Here is a 15,346-nt window from a genome sequence, read left to right as displayed (position 1 = left end):
ATCCACGCAGTTTCCGGCCGCACCGGCGATGTGCTGGTTCTCGACAATGTTGTTGTGTTGTGCTGCAACATGAAAGGTTGCAATCCGTCATGAGGTTTGCGCTGGTCTCCTATGGAACGCGTGGCGATGTCGAGCCGTGCGCGTCGGTCGCGCTGGAGCTGCTGCGACGGGGCCACAACGTGCGTATTGCAGTGCCGCCCAACTTGCTTGGCTTTGTCGACTCGGTCGGGCTTACCGCGGTCCCCTACGGGCCGGACTCGCGAGAGCAACAGAAGGACGATTTCGCCAAGGACTTCTGGAAGATGATCCGGACTCCGACCACGTTTCTGAACAAGGGCGCCGACTTCATCACCAGGGGTTGGGCCGAGATGAGCGCAACACTGGCAACTCTGGCGCGCGATGCCGATCTCATAATGTCAAGTTGGATGTACCCCGGGATCGCCGCCAATGTTGGCGAGCATTATGGTATTCCCGTTGCCATGCTGAATTTTGTTCCACTGCAAGTCAATAGCCGACTATTGCCGAGCCTTCCGGCTCCGTTGGGCCGCGGCGCGCTTTCGGCAGCCTGGTGGATGTACTGGAAGATGACGAAGGAAGCCGAGGCGGCGCAACGCCGTGAATTGGGTTTGCCAATGGCGACAGCCTCGGCAGCGAGACGAAACGGCGAGCGGGGATCGCTTGAGATCCAAGCTTACGACGAGCTGCTATTTCCCGGGCTGGCGACCGAATGGGCTGGGCGATGGCCCTTTGTTGGCGCGCTAACGATGGAATTGGCAACAGATGTCGACAACGAGGTCGCATCGTGGATTGCCGCCGGCGCGCCGCCGATCTACTTCGGATTCGGTAGTAGGCCGGTGAAATCGATGGCAGACCTGATCGACATGATCAGTGCATCCTGCGAGCAGCTGGGTGAGCGGGCGTTGATTTGCACCGGCGAGAACGATTTCCCCGCGACTCCGGATCGCGACCATGTCAAAGTTGTTCGCGCGGTGAGCCACGCGGCCACTTTTCCCGCGTGCCGCGCGGTTGTCCACCACGGTGGTGCGGGCACCACGTCAGCGGGTTTGCGGGCCGGGGTCCCGACGTTGATCCTGTGGTTCACTTCCGACCAGCCCATGTTTGCGGCCGCGGTCAAGCGGCTCAACGTTGGCACTGGCCGGCGTTTCTCGAGTGTCACGCCGCAATCGCTGGTCGCCGACTTGAGTTCGATTCTCACACCAGAATGCAGCACCCGCGCCCGCGAAATCGCCACCCGGATGAGCAAACCCGCCGACAGTATCGCCGCCACCGCCGACGCATTGGAAAAGGCGGTTCGTCTGAGGGGGCTTGGCTGATGGACATGCCCGCTTCGCCGGGGTGGGTTCGCGACGACGGACCCGGTGGGGTCAGGGAGCCGGTCGTGGTGGGGTGGCGCCCGCTCGCACGAACACGGACCAACCGGGATTGACATCGGAGCAAGGAGTAGTAGATGCCGATAGATAGCGGGTTTCCGGTGCCACCAACCTTGTCAGATATCGTGCGTGGTAGCGCCGAACGCTATTCAGACAAGGTTGCATTCGACTATTGCCGGTATTCCCCCGACGGGGAAGAACATAGCCAGCTAACCTATCGCGAACTCGACATCAAGGCGCGAGCGATCGCGTCGATTTTGCAACAACAGGGAGCGGCGGGCGAACGGGTACTGGTCCTCTGTCCCTCGGGCCTGGATTTTATCGCCGCCTTCTTCGGGTGTATCCACGCCGGGGCCGTCGCTGTACCGGTGCATCCGCCGGTTCGCGACAAGGTAATGGGGCGCGTGGCGTCGATTATCGCGGATGTGCAGGCGCGCTTGGTGCTTACCACCACGGAAGTGCAGGCGAAAGTCAGGGATGTGGTGGACGGCTTGGCCGACGGGAGTTCCCTGCAGTGGTGTGCCGTAGACGCCGTCAACCCGCAATCCGCCGCGGAGTGGATCACACCGGACATCGACCCAAGCGCAATCGCTTTCGTGCAATACACCTCGGGTTCTACCAGCGCACCAAAAGGCGTGATGGTGACCCACCACAACCTACTGTCCAACCTGGAGACCATCCGTAGGGCCACGGGTTGGGTCGACTCGTACATCGCGGTGTCCTGGTTGCCGCCCCATCACGACATGGGCCTTATCAGCATGATTCTCGGCACGATGTGCTTTGGCGGCAGTTGCTTCTTGATGCCGCCCGAAGCTTTCATCGAGCGCCCAATGCGTTGGCTCGAAGCGCTTTCCCGTTATGGCGGCACGATCACCGCTGCACCGAATTTCGCCTATGACCTGTGTGTCGAACGCAGCAGCGAGCCGGAACGTGCGGCGCTCGACCTCTCCAAGTGGTTGTTAGCCGTGTGTGCTGCCGAGCCGGTGCGCGCCGCAACCTTGGACCGGTTCGCCAATGCCTTTGGTCCCAGCGGCTTCCAGCCCGAGGCGTTCAAACCGGCGTACGGTTTGGCGGAGGCGACACTGCTGGCATCCGGTCAGGCCGATTGGATCGTCCCGCTGGTGCGACACCTGGATCCTGTTGCGTTGCGTGAGCACCACGTGGTGGGCGTCTCGCCGGCGCACCCGGCCGCCGTCACGCTCGTAGGCTGCGGCCCCGCGCTGTACGACGTGGAAGTGGTTATCGTCGATCCGGACACCCGACGGTCCTGTGCGGACGGGGAAGTCGGGGAGATCTGGCTCGCCGGCGGCGGCATCGCGCTGGGGTATTGGGGCGAGCCGATCAAGACGGAAGAGACATTCTCGGCGTTCCTCGCCGACACCGGGCGCGGACCTTTCCTGCGTACCGGGGACCTGGGGTTCTTCCTGGACGGCGAGCTGTTCGTCACGGGGCGGCTCAAGGACCTCGTCATCATCCGCGGCCGCAACTACTACGCCGAAGACATCGAGGCCACGGTGCAGGACAGTCATGCGGCGCTGCTGCGCGGGCGGGGTGCGGCGTTCTCGGTAACGCGGTCATCCAATGACGCCGAACAGCTCGTCGTCGTACAGGAGGTGGACCGGGAGCGGATCCGCGAAGCCGACGTCGGCGCGGTTATCGCCGCGATTCGTGCCGCGGTCACCGAGGACCATGAGATACAGGCGCACGCCGTCTTATTGGTGGAGCCGCTGCGGATCCCGACGACCTCGAGCGGAAAGATCCGGCGCAATGCCTGCCGACAACGGTTCCTCGACGGCGGCCTCGAGGTTTTCGCACAGTGGCACGCGCCAGCTCCGCGCGATCCGCAGCCGGCCGTATCGCCAACCGAGCCGACTCCACTGCACGCCGGGCGCGCCGAGATCGCAGAGTGGTTCGTGTCCAGGCTTTCGCTGGAGCTGGGCCTGTCACGGGCAGAGATCGACACATCGTTGCCGCTGTCGCACTACGGTCTTGACTCCATCCGTGCCATCCGGCTGACCGCAGCAATGGAAACCTGGCTCGGACGTGAGCTCTCGCCCACGCTTACCCAGGAGTACCCGACGATCGACCTGCTGTCCGGACATTTGGCCGAGCCTGCCGCCGCGGTGGAGACAGTCGGTGGCTCCGCAAGCCCGGCCGAACCGGTCGCCTCCATCGGTGTCGGCTGCCGGCCGGACCCCGCCGTCGGGTCGTCGGAGGCCACCGATGTCGCCGGCTCAGGGTGGATGGACCTGCTTGACCGGATGCCGAAGATCTCCGACGAGGACGTCGACGAACTGCTGCGTCAGGTGATGGCCGCCAACGACAATCGGGACGAACCGGCCTGATTAGCAGCTATAGCGGCGGCGCTGGCCGCGGTTGCCGCAAACGACGACGCGACACCCGAAACCACATCGGAGGGAATGAGACAAGCACGCATGCGCAGGACTGGGTCAACGTATGACGCCATCGTCGTCGGCTCCGGAGCAGCTGGCTCGTGGGCTGTCAAAGAGCTGACGGAAGGCGGCCTGAGGGTGGTTCTGCTCGAGGCCGGCCGGAATCTGGATATCGCGCGCGACTTTCCCGCCGGCGCGGAGGCGAAATTTAGTGGGATTGCGCCACGCGTCAAGTCGGCGATCAACGGCCAATATGTTCAGGCGCGATCCCCAGCTTTTTCCGAGACGACAAAGCAGTTCTATGTCAACGACCGGGAGAACCCGTATACAACGACATCAGGAAACACGTTCCTCTGGTTCAGGGGCCGACAACTCGGTGGCCGCCTGCACACGTGGTATCGACATGCGCCGCGGATGTCGAATTACGAATTCAAAGCCGGAAGTGTCCGCGGAGACGGCGTCGACTGGCCATTGTCATACGAAGATCTGGCACCGTACTACGATATCGTCGAACGGACGCTCGGCGTCCACGGAGAAGCCGCAGGAATTCCGAATTGCCCCGATGGCCAGTTCATCGGTCCCGCGAAAACAACAACGATCGAAGAAACGTTTCTGACCCGAGTCGAGAAGCGTCTCCCGGGCCTCCGCGCGACGTACGCCAGGAAGGTCAAATACGACAACAAGCGGATTCCGCTTCCCGTCAGAGTCGCGCTGGCGACCGGCCGCCTCGACATACGGACGGACGCCGTCGCGAGCCGGTTGCTCATCGATGCGCAGACGGGAAAGGCGACCGGCGTCGAATACAGCGAGCGATTGACGGGGAATCCGCAGGTGGTTTACGGCAAAGTCGTCGTCCTCTGCGCGTCAGCGATCGAAAGCGTGCGGATCCTTCTGAACTCGGCTTGTGCCAAGCATCCGGCCGGTGTCGGCGGATCGTCGGGCTATCTCGGTCGCTATCTGTGCGACCACGTGGTGTATACGCTTGTCGGCAAAGTGCACAAAAGCGATGTCGAGCCAGGTACGAACGAGGATGGCTTCGATTTCGGAAACGTTGGGCTATACATCCCGAGCTTCTGCGAAAAGGAATCAAAAAACTTTCCCGGCGGCTACGGTATCCAGATGTCGATCGGCCGCGGGAGATCGTGGTGGGCCATGACCGCGTTCGGCGAAATGCGGCCTCGGTACCAAAATCATGTGTCGCTCGACCCGACCGTCAAAGACGCGTGGGGGATTCCAGTAGCTCAAATCTCGTGTAGCTATTCTCGGCCTGAGTTCAATATGATTTCCCATATGAGACAGCGGCTCCCAGAAATTGCGGCCGCGGGCGGTCTGCGGGTCGACAAGATCTTTAATAGCCTGCTTCGCCCCAGTTTCCTCTACCGCCCTGGACTGGCTATTCATGAGACCGGTGGCGCGCGCATGGGCGACAAGCCAGAAAATTCGGTGTTGAATTCGTATTGCCAGTGCTGGGACGCGGACAATGTATTCGTGACCGACGGCGCCTGCTTTGTCCACTCCGGATTCCAGAATCCCACACTCACCATAATGGCTCTCACGGTTCGAGCGTGTCGGTTCATCGTTCGCGACTATGCGAAGTATGTGAACTGAATGGAATACGGAAAGGTTGCCGGGATCGATAAACCCGTCTCCCGAATCGTCTTCGGCACCGATCGATTACGGGGCCGGGTACTGACCTGGGTGCCCAATCGGCACCGTGAGCAACGGGTGTTCTCGCTTTTAGATCGGACCTTCGAACTCGGGTGCAACTCATTCGACACGGCACGCTTGTATTGGGACAGCGAACGGACGCTGGGGGCATGGATTCGGGAACGCCGGAATCGCGACGACATTGTGGTCATCAGCAAGGGATGTCATCCCAACCTGTTGTCAAGACGCCCGCGGCTATCTCCGTCTGACGTCACCCGCGACCTGCACGCATCCCTCAAAGCACTCGACACCGATTTCATTGATCTGTATCTGCTCCACTACGATCATCCCCGAGCGCAAATTGAACCGCTCATAGAACGGCTCAACCGTCACCTGGACGAAGGTAAAATCACCGCTATAGGTGCGTCGAACTGGTCGCACGAGCGAATTGCTGACGCCAATGCGCTCGCCGCGAGCAAGGGGCTGAAGCCGTTCACCGCGTCGAGCGCTCAATTCAGCCTTGCCGATTGGACGCGACCTCTGTGGCCTGGAGCGGTCACCCTTGGGGGGAACGGCCAGCGTGCGGCGCGGGAATGGTATTCGAGGCACGGGCTATCGGTGTTCGCGTGGTCCAGCCTTGGCCGCGGATTCTTTTCAGATCACTTCGACCCGAAGCATCCGGCCGCCAATCGCGTGAGCCGGCGGTGTATGACCCAATTCGGCGCCGATGAGAACATCAAAAAGCTGGAACGCACAAGGATATTCGCGCGCGAGCATCGGGCCACCGTCGCACAGGTCGCGCTCGCGTACGTGCTGCGCCACCCGCTCGAGGTGTTTGCCGTGGTCGGCTGCACGACGTTCGAGAAATTTGCCGAGAACGTGGCGGCATTGTCGCTGAAGCTGGATGAGGAGACGCTCCACTGGCTCGCGACCGGAATGAGTGTATGAGGTGTCGTCCCTGCTGAACGTCACCTCGTTGCCGTCCCGCAATCAACTACATGACGCGCCGCGCAGATTCACAGGCAGCTCTCGGTCGAAAATCGGGTCACCCGGTGGCGCCCCCGCTAACCTCGCCCTCGAATTTGGCTCTGAGCTGGCCGTCCCCTAGACTCTAGGGGTTGCCTTGGGCAGACCTCGGCTGGTGCGCGTCAGTGTTATCGGCCCCGCGTGCCCTTGGGCAGCAAAGACCGCGCACGTCTGGTGTTTGGTGAACCCTGCCGTGCACACGTCAACCAGGTCAGGAGATCTAGTGATTCAGCAGGAATCGCGGCTCAAGGTCGCCGATAACACCGGCGCCAAGGAGATCTTGTGCATCCGCGTGCTCGGTGGATCGTCGCGACGCTATGCCGGCATCGGTGACGTCATCGTCGCCACGGTCAAGGACGCGATTCCCGGCGGCAACGTCAAGCGCGGAGACGTCGTCAAGGCCGTCGTGGTGCGCACCGCCAAGGAACGCCGGCGTCCCGACGGCAGCTACATCAAGTTCGACGAGAACGCCGCAGTGATCATCAAGCCCGACAACGACCCGCGCGGAACCCGCATCTTCGGGCCGGTGGGGCGCGAACTGCGGGAGAAGCGATTCATGAAGATCATCTCGCTGGCCCCGGAGGTGTTGTAGATGAAGGTCCATAAGGGCGACACCGTGTTGGTGATTGCCGGTAAAGACAAAGGGGCCAAGGGCAAGGTCTTGCAGGCCTACCCGGACCGTAACCGGGTACTGGTCGAGGGCGTCAACCGGATCAAGAAGCACACCGCGGTTTCCACCAATCAACGGGGTGCCAGGTCGGGCGGGATCGTCACCCAGGAGGCCCCGATACACGTCTCCAACGTGATGGTCGTCGACTCCGACGGCAATCCCACCCGAATCGGCTACCGGGTTGACGAGGAAACCGGCAAACGGGTCCGTATCTCGAAGCGCAACGGCAAGGACATCTGATGACTACTGCAGAGAAGACCCTGCCGCGCCTAAAAGAGCGCTACCGCAGTGAAATCCGTGATTCGCTCCATAAACAGTTCGGCTACCGCAACGTCATGCAGATCCCGACTGTGACCAAGGTCGTGGTCAACATGGGCGTCGGTGAGGCCGCTCGGGACGCCAAGTTGATCAATGGCGCGGTCAACGACCTGGCACTGATCACCGGGCAGCGGCCGGAAATTCGCCGGGCACGTAAGTCCATCGCGCAGTTCAAATTGCGTGAGGGCATGCCGGTCGGCGTACGCGTCACGCTGCGCGGCGACCGGATGTGGGAGTTCCTCGACCGGCTCACCTCGATTGCGCTGCCGCGTATCCGCGACTTCCGCGGGTTGTCGCCCAAGCAATTCGACGGTGTGGGCAACTACACCTTCGGACTTGCCGAGCAGTCGGTGTTCCACGAGATCGACGTGGACAAGATCGACCGGGTCCGCGGCATGGACATCAACGTCGTCACCTCGGCGACAACCGACGAGGAAGGACGAGTCCTGTTGCGGGCCCTCGGCTTTCCCTTCAAGGAGAACTGACGCAGATGGCGAAGAAGGCACTGGTCAACAAGGCCGCACGCAAACCCAAGTTCGCGGTGCGCGGATACACCCGATGCAGCAAGTGCGGCCGCCCGCGCGCGGTGTTCCGCAAGTTCGGGTTGTGCAGAATCTGCTTGCGCGAGATGGCGCATGCGGGTGAGCTGCCCGGCGTGCAGAAGAGCAGCTGGTAACGGCGAGGAAGGGCAGACGCTGTTATGACGATGACGGACCCGATCGCAGACTTCTTGACCCGTCTGCGCAACGCCAATTCGGCCTATCACGATGAAGTGGCTTTGCCGCACTCCAAGATCAAGGCCAACATCGCCCAGATCCTCAAGAACGAGGGCTACATCAGTGACTTCCGCACCGAGGATGCTCGGGTCGGCAAATCGCTGATCGTGCAGCTCAAGTACGGGCCCAGCCGGGAGCGCAGCATCGCCGGTTTGCGCCGGGTGTCCAAGCCGGGGTTGCGGGTCTACGCGAAATCCACCAATCTGCCGCGGGTACTTGGCGGCCTGGGTGTGGCGATCATTTCGACCTCCTCCGGCCTGCTCACCGACCGTCAGGCAGCCAGACAGGGCGTGGGCGGCGAAGTCCTCGCATATGTCTGGTGAGAGTGTGGTGAGAGGAAGCAACCATGTCGCGCATTGGTAAGCAACCCATTCCGGTACCCCCCGGAGTCGACGTCACGATCGACGGCCAAAACATCGCCGTCAAGGGGCCGAAAGGCGCCCTGGACATGACGGTCGCCGAACCAATCACGGTGTCCCGCAACGAGGACGGCGCCATCGTCGTCGCGCGTCCCAATGATGAGCGGCGCAGCCGCTCGTTGCACGGACTGTCACGCACCCTGGTGTCCAATCTGGTCATCGGCGTGACCCAGGGATACACCACCAAAATGGAGATCTACGGTGTCGGTTACCGCGTCCAACTCAAGGGCGCCAATCTCGAGTTCGCGCTCGGATACAGCCATCCGGTGGTGATCGAAGCGCCCGAAGGCATCACGTTCGCGGTTCAGGCGCCGACGAAGTTCACGGTGTCCGGGATCGACAAGCAGAAGGTCGGCCAGATTTCGGCGAATATCCGCCGGCTGCGTCGTCCCGACCCTTACAAGGGCAAGGGCGTGCGCTACGAAGGCGAGCAGATCCGCCGCAAAGTCGGGAAGACAGGTAAGTAGTCATGGCGCAATCACAGGCTGAAACCGCTGCACGAAAGCCGGTGGGGCAGAGCGTATCCGCGACTCGGCGAGTCTCCCGGCTGCGCAGGCACGCACGGCTGCGCAAGAAGATCGCCGGCACCCCGCAGCGTCCCCGGCTGGTGGTACACCGGTCGGCGCGGCACATTCACGTACAACTGGTGAACGATCTCAACGGCACCACCCTGGCCGCCGCGTCCTCGATCGAAGCCGATGTGCGTGGTCTGGACGGGGACAAGAAAGCCCGTAGCGTGCGGGTCGGCCAGTTGATCGCCGAACGTGCCAAGGCGGCCGGCATTGACACCGTGGTATTCGACCGCGGCGGCTACAGCTACGGCGGGCGGATCGCGGCGCTGGCCGATGCCGCACGCGAGAACGGATTGAACTTCTGATGAACGGGAGGACCGCATAATGGCGGAACAGTCGGCTGGCGGGCAAGGCGCCCCAGACAGCCGCGACTCGCGTGACGGCCGGGGCCGGCGCGACAGCGGCCGCGGTGGCCGCGACGGCGACAAGAGCAATTACTTGGAGCGTGTCGTGGCCATCAACCGGGTTTCCAAGGTGGTCAAGGGTGGTCGGCGTTTCAGCTTCACCGCACTGGTCATCGTTGGCGACGGCAGCGGGATGGTCGGTGTCGGCTACGGCAAGGCCAAGGAGGTTCCGGCCGCCATCGCCAAGGGTGTCGAGGAGGCTCGCAAGGGCTTTTTCCGGGTCCCGTTGATCCGCGGCACGATTACCCACCCGGTGCAGGGTGAGGCGGCCGCCGGCGTGGTGCTGTTGCGCCCGGCCAGCCCCGGTACCGGTGTGATCGCCGGCGGCGCCGCCCGTGCGGTGCTGGAATGTGCTGGCGTGCATGACATCCTGGCGAAATCGCTGGGCAGCGACAACGCGATCAACGTGGTGCACGCCACCGTTGCCGCGCTGAAGATGCTGCAGCGTCCCGAGGAGGTGGCCGCCCGGCGCGGTCTGCCGATCGAGGACGTCGCTCCGGCCGGCATGCTAAAGGCGCGGCGCGAAAGTGACGCGCTTGCCGCCGCCGCGGTGCGCGAGGCGGCACAGCCATGAGCACTCAGCTGAAGATCACCCAGGTGCGCAGCACCATCGGGGCCCGTTGGAAGCAGCGCGAAAGCCTGCGCACCTTGGGCTTACGCCGGATTCGTCATTCGGTGGTTCGCGAAGACAACCCACAGACCCGCGGGCTGATCGCGGTGGTGCGACACCTCGTCGAGGTGGAGTCCACCAGCGTAGCGGCGACCGGAGGTAAGACGAAGTGACCATCAAGCTGCACGATCTGCGGCCCGCACCCGGATCCAAGACCGCACGCACCCGCGTCGGTCGCGGTGAGGGCTCCAAGGGCAAGTCGGCGGGGCGCGGCACCAAGGGCACCAAGGCCCGCAAGCAGGTACCGGTGACCTTTGAGGGTGGGCAGATGCCCATCCACATGCGGCTGCCCAAGCTCAAGGGATTCCGTAACCGGTTCCGCACCGAGTACGAGATCGTCAACGTCGGCGACATCAACCGGCTGTTCCCGCAGGGCGGCGCCATCGGCGTCGACGACCTGGTCGCCAAGGGGGCGGTCCGCAAGAACGCCCTGGTCAAGGTGCTCGGTGATGGCAAGCTGACCGTCAAGGTCGACCTGACCGCCCACAAGTTCAGCGGGAGCGCCCGCGACAAGATCACCGCCGCGGGCGGGTCCGCCACCGAGCTCTCATAGTCCCGCGAGCAGACACACAATCGCACCGATCCGCATTCGGGAGTGCGATTCTGTGTCTGCTGGCGCGACTAATCCAGGCGCGGAATCACCTCGGCGGCAAGGCGTTCCATCTGGTCGCGGTTCTGCGCCACATCGGCGCCCACCGGATTGAGCAGCAGCATTCCGGCCCCGGCGTCGATCACCTCGCTCAGCCCCCGGACAACGTCATCGGGCGTGCCCGCCACTGCCACCGAATCGATGCCGGACATCCTGCCGCCGTAGATGGCGCGTAACCCGTCGAGCGCCCGCTCGCGGGCCCGGTCGGCGTCGTCGTCCACCATCAGATAGACCCGTTTGCCGATGGTGAAGGTTGCCGGATCCTGGTGTTGTTCGGCGAGCTGACGGCGCACGACGGCAATGGCTTGGGCAAAGTCGGCCGTTGTCGACGAACCCGCCCCCAGGAACGCGTCACCGTGGCGCACCGCTCTGGCCAGCGCCGTGGGCGCCCGGCCGCCGAACCAGATCGGCGGGTGTGGTCGCTGCACCGGTTTGGGCGCGATGGGCAGGTCGTCGACGTTGCGGAACCGGCCGTGGAATGTCACCCGCGGCTCGTCGGACCACGCCGCTTTCATCAACGCCAGGCCCTCGGTGAAATATCGGACGTGGGTGGCCTTGTCGACGCCAAAAGCCGCGAACCTACGGGAACCGCCGCCGGCCGCAATACCGAGATCGAGGCGGCCGTGGCTGAGCCGGTCGACGGCGGTCACCGCCGAGGCCAACTGCAACGGATCATGCAGCGAGGTCACCAGAACGCCGACCCCCAGCCGTAGCCGCTCGGTGCAGGCAGCCGAATATGCCAGCAGCTCCAACGGTGCCAGCAGCGGTGACTCGCCGACAATCTGCTCGAGCACCCATCCGCCTTCGAACCCCAACTCCTCGGCGCGACCCAGATACGAGCGCAGCCCCGCGGTGTCGAAGTCGTCGTAGTCCAGTTGGGGGATCGCGATGCCAAACCGCACACCTTCACCGTACGGTCGCTACCCGCCGGCTATCGGTAGGCTGGGTAAACATGTTCGCCTTACTGTCATTTCTGCCCGGCGTCGACGACGTGCGCGCCCTGGCTGACCGGGTCGACACCGCGCGCCACCACGGCGTGCCCAACGGCTGCGTGCTCGAATTCAATCTGCGCCACATGCCGGTGGAGACGACGGGTTTCGACCCACTGACAATCCTGTCCGGAGGCGGCCGTCCGATGGCCTTGCGCGCCGCCGTCGCGGCGATCCACCGGGCCGCCGAGGATCCGCGGATCGCCGGAATGATTGCGCGCGTCCAGCTTCCGCCGTCGCCCGCCGGTGCCGTTCAGGAACTTCGGGAGGCCATCGCGGCCTTCAGTGCCGTCAAGCCGTCGGTGGCCTGGGCGGAAACCTATCCGGGCACGCTGTCCTACTACCTGGCTTCGGCATTCCGCGAGATCTGGCTGCAGCCCTCGGGAAGCGTCGGGCTGATCGGCTTTGCCAGCAACGCGATGTTCTTGCGCGACGCGCTGGGCAAGGCCGGCATCGAAGCCGAGATCGTCACGCGAGGCGAATACAAGTCGGCGGCAAACCTTTTCACCGAAGACGGCTACACCGACGCTCATCGCGAGGCTGTCACCCGGATGTTGGAAAGCATGCAGAGCCAGGTGTGGCATGCGGTCGCCCAATCTCGCGGCATCGACGTGGACGTGCTCAACGAGCTGGCCGACCGGGCGCCGCTGCTGCGTGACGAGGCGGTGGCCTCCGGGCTGATCGACCGGATCGGATTCCGGGACGAGGTCTACGCTCGCATGGCGGAACTGGTTGGGATAGAAGGTGTTTCGCCGGAGTCGGTCGACACCGACGAGAGGCCGCCGCGAATGCACCTGACGCGCTACGCGGGCACCGCACGCTCGCGACTGGCGCCGCCGGTACCGTCGATACCCGGACGCCGGCCCAAGCCGACGATAGCGGTGGTCACCGTGGAAGGGCCGATCGTCACCGGACGCGGTGGCCCGCAGGGTCTTCCGTTCGGCCCGTCCAGCGCCGGGGGCGACACCATCGCGGCGGCGCTGCGCGAGGTGGCCGCCGACGACTCGATCTCGGCGATCGTGCTGCGGGTGGACAGTCCCGGGGGATCGGTGACCGCGTCGGAGACCATCTGGCGTGAGGTGAAGCGGGCCCGTCGCCGCGGCAAGCCTGTCGTCGCATCGATGGGTGCGGTCGCCGCCTCCGGCGGCTACTACGTGTCGATGGCGGCAGATGCGATCGTCGCCAATCCCGGCACTATCACTGGTTCCATTGGGGTGATCACCGGGAAACTGGTGGTCCGCGATCTGAAGGAGCGGCTGGGAGTCGGGTCGGAAACATTGCGCACCAACGCCAACGCCGACGCCTGGTCGATAGACGAGCCGTTCACCCCGGAACAGCGGGCCCGGCGGGAGGCCGAGGCCGATCTGTTCTACGGCGACTTCGTGGCGCGCGTTGCCGAGGGCCGCAACCTCAGCACCGAAGCCGTCGATGTGGTGGCCCGGGGCCGCGTCTGGACCGGTGCCGATGCGCTCGAGCGCGGCCTGGTCGACGAACTCGGCGGCTTCCGCACGGCGGTGCGCCGCGCGAAGATCCTGGCGGGCCTGGACGAGAACACCGAGGTCCGCCTGGTCAGCTATCCCGGCTCGTCGCTGTTGGACCTGCTACTACCGCGCATGTCATCGCGACCGGCGGCGGCTTCGGTACCCGATGCCGTCGGGACGCTGCTGATTCGTTCCATCGCCGGTGTCGTCGGGGGAATCGAGGAGACGCTCAGCGGTGCCAACGCGTTATGGCTGGGGCAGTCGCGCCTCTAGGCGGACAAGACGGCGCTGATGAAGATGATCTCGCCGAGTGGGTCGTCGTCATCGGGATCGGGCACCGGAACGCCGGCGCGCCGGAACAGTTCGGCTCGGGTCACACCCTCGACGTCCCAGCCCTTGGCGCTCAGGTAGTCGACGACGTGGTTGCGTTCACCGGGGTACACCAGCGACGCCATGTCGATGTCGATGCCGTGCTCCCGGAAGGCCGCCGACCTCTCCCGGATCCGGTCGCCATCGAAATCCACTATGCCCGGCACGAATTCGGTGGCGATGGTGCTGCCCCGGGCGCTGAGCACGGCGATGTTGTCGAACAGCCGGTCCTGGGCTTCCGGCGGCAAGTAGATCAGCAGGCCTTCGGCTAACCACGCCGTCGGTGCGGCCACATCCAGGCCCGCCGCCCGCAGTGCCGTCGGCCAATCGCCGCGCAGATCGATCGGGATCACCCGCCGAGAAGCGGTCGGCTCGGCGCCCAGCCGGGCCAACGTGGTTGTCTTGAACTCGGTCACCCGGGGCTGGTCGAGTTCATAGACAACGGTCCCGGCCGGCCAAGGCAGCCGGTAGGCGCGCGCGTCCAGGCCGGATGCCAGGATCACCGCCTGCCGGATGCCGTCGCCGGTGGCGTTGCTGAAGTAGTCGTCGAAGTACTTGGTGCGCACTGCCATTCCGTCGACCATTGCCTGTGCCCGCGCCGGCGACACGTCTGGGAAGGCCGTCATATCGAGGTCGCCGTCCATCATTTTGATGAAGAAGTCGACGCCGACGGCACGCACCAGCGGTTCGGCGAAGGGATCGTTGATTAACCCGCGGGGATCCTTGGTCGCGATCGCGCGGCCCGCGGCAACCATGGTCGCGGTGACACCGACGCTGGAGGCCAGATCCCAGCTGTCATTGTCACTCCGTTGTGACTCGCTACGTGTCATCGGTTCCGCTCCTCAGTGGGTGTCGGGGTACGGGTGGCGCGGTAGTAGGTCAGCCGCCCGAAGACACGATGGCGCTGAGAATCGACCTCGGCGCAATTGAACCCGGCCGCCGTCAACAGCCGCGGAATCGCATCGCCGAGGTTGCCGGCGCCGTGGTGACCGCGCACGACGAGCCGCGCGGCCAGGCCGTTGCGATCGGTCAGGTCACCCCCCATGTCGACCAGGTGCAGCCGGCCGCCGGGCCGCAAGACCCGGAATGCCTCTGCCGCCGCGGCGGTTTTTGCCGCATCGTCTAGGTGGTGCAGCATCATCGACGACAGCACCCGGTCGAATTCGCCGTCGGGGTAGGGCAGCTGCTGGGCATAGCAACGTTCGAAACGAATACCTGCCAGCTGCGCTGCCTTTCGCTGGGCCCGGCGTAATGCGAGCGGGTCGGGATCACACCCGAGCAGCTGCGCCGCCGGGTGGGCACGTTTGACCCTGATCGCCAGATTCCCAGTGCCACAACCTATTTCCAGGACGCGATGGTCGTCGCCGATATCGGCCTGCGCGATGAGTTTCTGGTAGACCCGGGTGAAGCCGAGCAGCCGGGTCAGTAGGTCGTAGAACGGCAGCAGCGCGTCGTGGCCGGCGGCCGGGAAGTAGTCATGGCGCTTTCCGAGCTTGCTGACGAAGCGATGCAGATGATCGTGGGCCACGAAGGCCAGGATAAAACCCTGGCTTTGGGCAGCCCCGCACGGCA

At 64.3% G+C, this 15,346-nt stretch carries 18 protein-coding genes; 15 read left to right on the top strand and 3 right to left on the bottom strand.

The features are described 5' to 3' along the window. Window positions 1–89: 89 nt before the first annotated feature. From BST40_RS00735 to rplO, 14 genes are all read left to right on the top strand, one after another. Complete coding sequence (locus BST40_RS00735) at window positions 90–1,334, top strand: glycosyltransferase (protein WP_075547161.1); 1,245 nt, start codon at window positions 90–92, stop codon at window positions 1,332–1,334. 134 nt (window positions 1,335–1,468) lie between these two features. Continuing rightward, complete coding sequence (locus tag BST40_RS00730; protein WP_075547049.1) at window positions 1,469–3,736, top strand: AMP-binding protein; 2,268 nt, start codon at window positions 1,469–1,471, stop codon at window positions 3,734–3,736. 75 nt (window positions 3,737–3,811) lie between these two features. Then, window positions 3,812–5,392: a GMC oxidoreductase gene (locus BST40_RS00725; RefSeq protein ID WP_341865481.1), complete on the top strand. Its 1,581-nt coding sequence runs from the start codon at window positions 3,812–3,814 to the stop codon at window positions 5,390–5,392. Then, window positions 5,393–6,379 carry an aldo/keto reductase gene (locus BST40_RS00720; RefSeq protein ID WP_075547051.1) on the top strand — a complete coding sequence of 329 codons (987 nt, stop codon included), beginning with the start codon at window positions 5,393–5,395 and terminating at the stop codon, window positions 6,377–6,379. A 301-nt stretch (window positions 6,380–6,680) separates the two neighbouring features. Beyond that, entirely contained in the window at window positions 6,681–7,049 is a 369-nt protein-coding gene (gene rplN / locus BST40_RS00715) for a 50S ribosomal protein L14 (RefSeq protein ID WP_023370951.1), read from the top strand. Next, entirely contained in the window at window positions 7,050–7,367 is a 318-nt protein-coding gene (gene rplX / locus BST40_RS00710; RefSeq protein WP_036398370.1) for a 50S ribosomal protein L24, read from the top strand. Further along, the gene (rplE, locus tag BST40_RS00705) at window positions 7,367–7,930 is read left to right on the top strand and encodes a 50S ribosomal protein L5 (protein WP_075547052.1); all 564 of its coding nucleotides are present in this window, start codon (window positions 7,367–7,369) and stop codon (window positions 7,928–7,930) included. The genes rplX and rplE overlap by 1 nt, the downstream gene beginning before the upstream one ends. 5 nt (window positions 7,931–7,935) lie before the next feature. Continuing rightward, complete coding sequence (locus tag BST40_RS00700) at window positions 7,936–8,121, top strand: type Z 30S ribosomal protein S14 (protein WP_011739072.1); 186 nt, start codon at window positions 7,936–7,938, stop codon at window positions 8,119–8,121. Between the two features lie 24 nt (window positions 8,122–8,145). Further along, window positions 8,146–8,544: a 30S ribosomal protein S8 gene (rpsH, locus tag BST40_RS00695; RefSeq protein WP_036398368.1), complete on the top strand. Its 399-nt coding sequence runs from the start codon at window positions 8,146–8,148 to the stop codon at window positions 8,542–8,544. A gap of 23 nt (window positions 8,545–8,567) precedes the next feature. Beyond that, window positions 8,568–9,107, top strand: coding sequence for a 50S ribosomal protein L6 (gene rplF, locus BST40_RS00690; RefSeq protein ID WP_075547053.1), 540 nt, complete (start codon window positions 8,568–8,570; stop codon window positions 9,105–9,107). A gap of 41 nt (window positions 9,108–9,148) precedes the next feature. Further along, window positions 9,149–9,517: a 50S ribosomal protein L18 gene (gene rplR / locus BST40_RS00685; protein ID WP_036391499.1), complete on the top strand. Its 369-nt coding sequence runs from the start codon at window positions 9,149–9,151 to the stop codon at window positions 9,515–9,517. A 19-nt stretch (window positions 9,518–9,536) separates the two neighbouring features. Continuing rightward, window positions 9,537–10,190, top strand: coding sequence for a 30S ribosomal protein S5 (rpsE, locus tag BST40_RS00680; RefSeq protein ID WP_075547054.1), 654 nt, complete (start codon window positions 9,537–9,539; stop codon window positions 10,188–10,190). Further along, a complete protein-coding gene (gene rpmD / locus BST40_RS00675; protein ID WP_075547055.1) occupies window positions 10,187–10,399 on the top strand; it encodes a 50S ribosomal protein L30 in 213 nt (70 codons plus the stop codon). The genes rpsE and rpmD overlap by 4 nt, the downstream gene beginning before the upstream one ends. Beyond that, on the top strand, window positions 10,396–10,839 hold the full coding sequence (gene rplO / locus BST40_RS00670; protein ID WP_075547056.1) for a 50S ribosomal protein L15: 444 nt from the start codon (window positions 10,396–10,398) through the stop codon (window positions 10,837–10,839). The genes rpmD and rplO overlap by 4 nt, the downstream gene beginning before the upstream one ends. A gap of 68 nt (window positions 10,840–10,907) precedes the next feature. Here rplO and BST40_RS00665 read toward each other — a convergent pair whose 3' ends face one another. Then, a complete protein-coding gene (locus tag BST40_RS00665) occupies window positions 10,908–11,837 on the bottom strand; it encodes an LLM class flavin-dependent oxidoreductase (protein ID WP_083153120.1) in 930 nt (309 codons plus the stop codon). Window positions 11,838–11,887: 50 nt separating this feature from the next. Between BST40_RS00665 and sppA the strand changes: the two genes are divergently transcribed. Further along, complete coding sequence (sppA, locus tag BST40_RS00660) at window positions 11,888–13,678, top strand: signal peptide peptidase SppA (RefSeq protein WP_083153118.1); 1,791 nt, start codon at window positions 11,888–11,890, stop codon at window positions 13,676–13,678. On the opposite strand, the gene BST40_RS00655 is transcribed toward sppA, so the two are convergent. Together BST40_RS00655 and BST40_RS00650 are read right to left on the bottom strand one after the other, a co-directional pair. After that, on the bottom strand, window positions 13,675–14,604 hold the full coding sequence (locus tag BST40_RS00655; protein WP_075547059.1) for a class I SAM-dependent methyltransferase: 930 nt from the start codon (window positions 14,602–14,604) through the stop codon (window positions 13,675–13,677). The two genes, sppA and BST40_RS00655, sit on opposite strands and share 4 nt — an antisense overlap. After that, window positions 14,601–15,302 (bottom strand): class I SAM-dependent methyltransferase, encoded by a 702-nt coding sequence (locus BST40_RS00650; RefSeq protein ID WP_083153117.1) that lies wholly within the window; start codon window positions 15,300–15,302, stop codon window positions 14,601–14,603. The genes BST40_RS00655 and BST40_RS00650 overlap by 4 nt, the downstream gene beginning before the upstream one ends. Window positions 15,303–15,346: the final 44 nt, after the last annotated feature.

It is taken from the genome of Mycobacterium persicum, assembly GCF_002086675.1.
Lineage (GTDB): Bacteria > Actinomycetota > Actinomycetes > Mycobacteriales > Mycobacteriaceae > Mycobacterium > Mycobacterium persicum.
Note: the sequence above shows the minus strand (reverse complement) of the source record. Positions and strands in the feature narration are given on the sequence as shown.

What these genes read in the sequence shown, in the direction of transcription:
- BST40_RS00735 (WP_075547161.1), top strand. Translation starts at nt 90, where the DNA reads ATGAGGTTTGCGCTGGTCTCCTATGGAACGCGTGGCGATGTCGAGCCG.
- BST40_RS00730 (WP_075547049.1), top strand. Translation starts at nt 1,469, where the DNA reads ATGCCGATAGATAGCGGGTTTCCGGTGCCACCAACCTTGTCAGATATC.
- BST40_RS00725 (WP_341865481.1), top strand. Translation starts at nt 3,812, where the DNA reads ATGAGACAAGCACGCATGCGCAGGACTGGGTCAACGTATGACGCCATC.
- BST40_RS00720 (WP_075547051.1), top strand. Translation starts at nt 5,393, where the DNA reads ATGGAATACGGAAAGGTTGCCGGGATCGATAAACCCGTCTCCCGAATC.
- rplX (WP_036398370.1), top strand. Translation starts at nt 7,050, where the DNA reads ATGAAGGTCCATAAGGGCGACACCGTGTTGGTGATTGCCGGTAAAGAC.
- rplE (WP_075547052.1), top strand. Translation starts at nt 7,367, where the DNA reads ATGACTACTGCAGAGAAGACCCTGCCGCGCCTAAAAGAGCGCTACCGC.
- BST40_RS00700 (WP_011739072.1), top strand. Translation starts at nt 7,936, where the DNA reads ATGGCGAAGAAGGCACTGGTCAACAAGGCCGCACGCAAACCCAAGTTC.
- rpsH (WP_036398368.1), top strand. Translation starts at nt 8,146, where the DNA reads ATGACGATGACGGACCCGATCGCAGACTTCTTGACCCGTCTGCGCAAC.
- rplF (WP_075547053.1), top strand. Translation starts at nt 8,568, where the DNA reads ATGTCGCGCATTGGTAAGCAACCCATTCCGGTACCCCCCGGAGTCGAC.
- rpsE (WP_075547054.1), top strand. Translation starts at nt 9,537, where the DNA reads ATGGCGGAACAGTCGGCTGGCGGGCAAGGCGCCCCAGACAGCCGCGAC.
- rpmD (WP_075547055.1), top strand. Translation starts at nt 10,187, where the DNA reads ATGAGCACTCAGCTGAAGATCACCCAGGTGCGCAGCACCATCGGGGCC.
- sppA (WP_083153118.1), top strand. Translation starts at nt 11,888, where the DNA reads ATGTTCGCCTTACTGTCATTTCTGCCCGGCGTCGACGACGTGCGCGCC.
- BST40_RS00655 (WP_075547059.1), bottom strand. Translation starts at nt 14,604, where the DNA reads ATGACACGTAGCGAGTCACAACGGAGTGACAATGACAGCTGGGATCTG.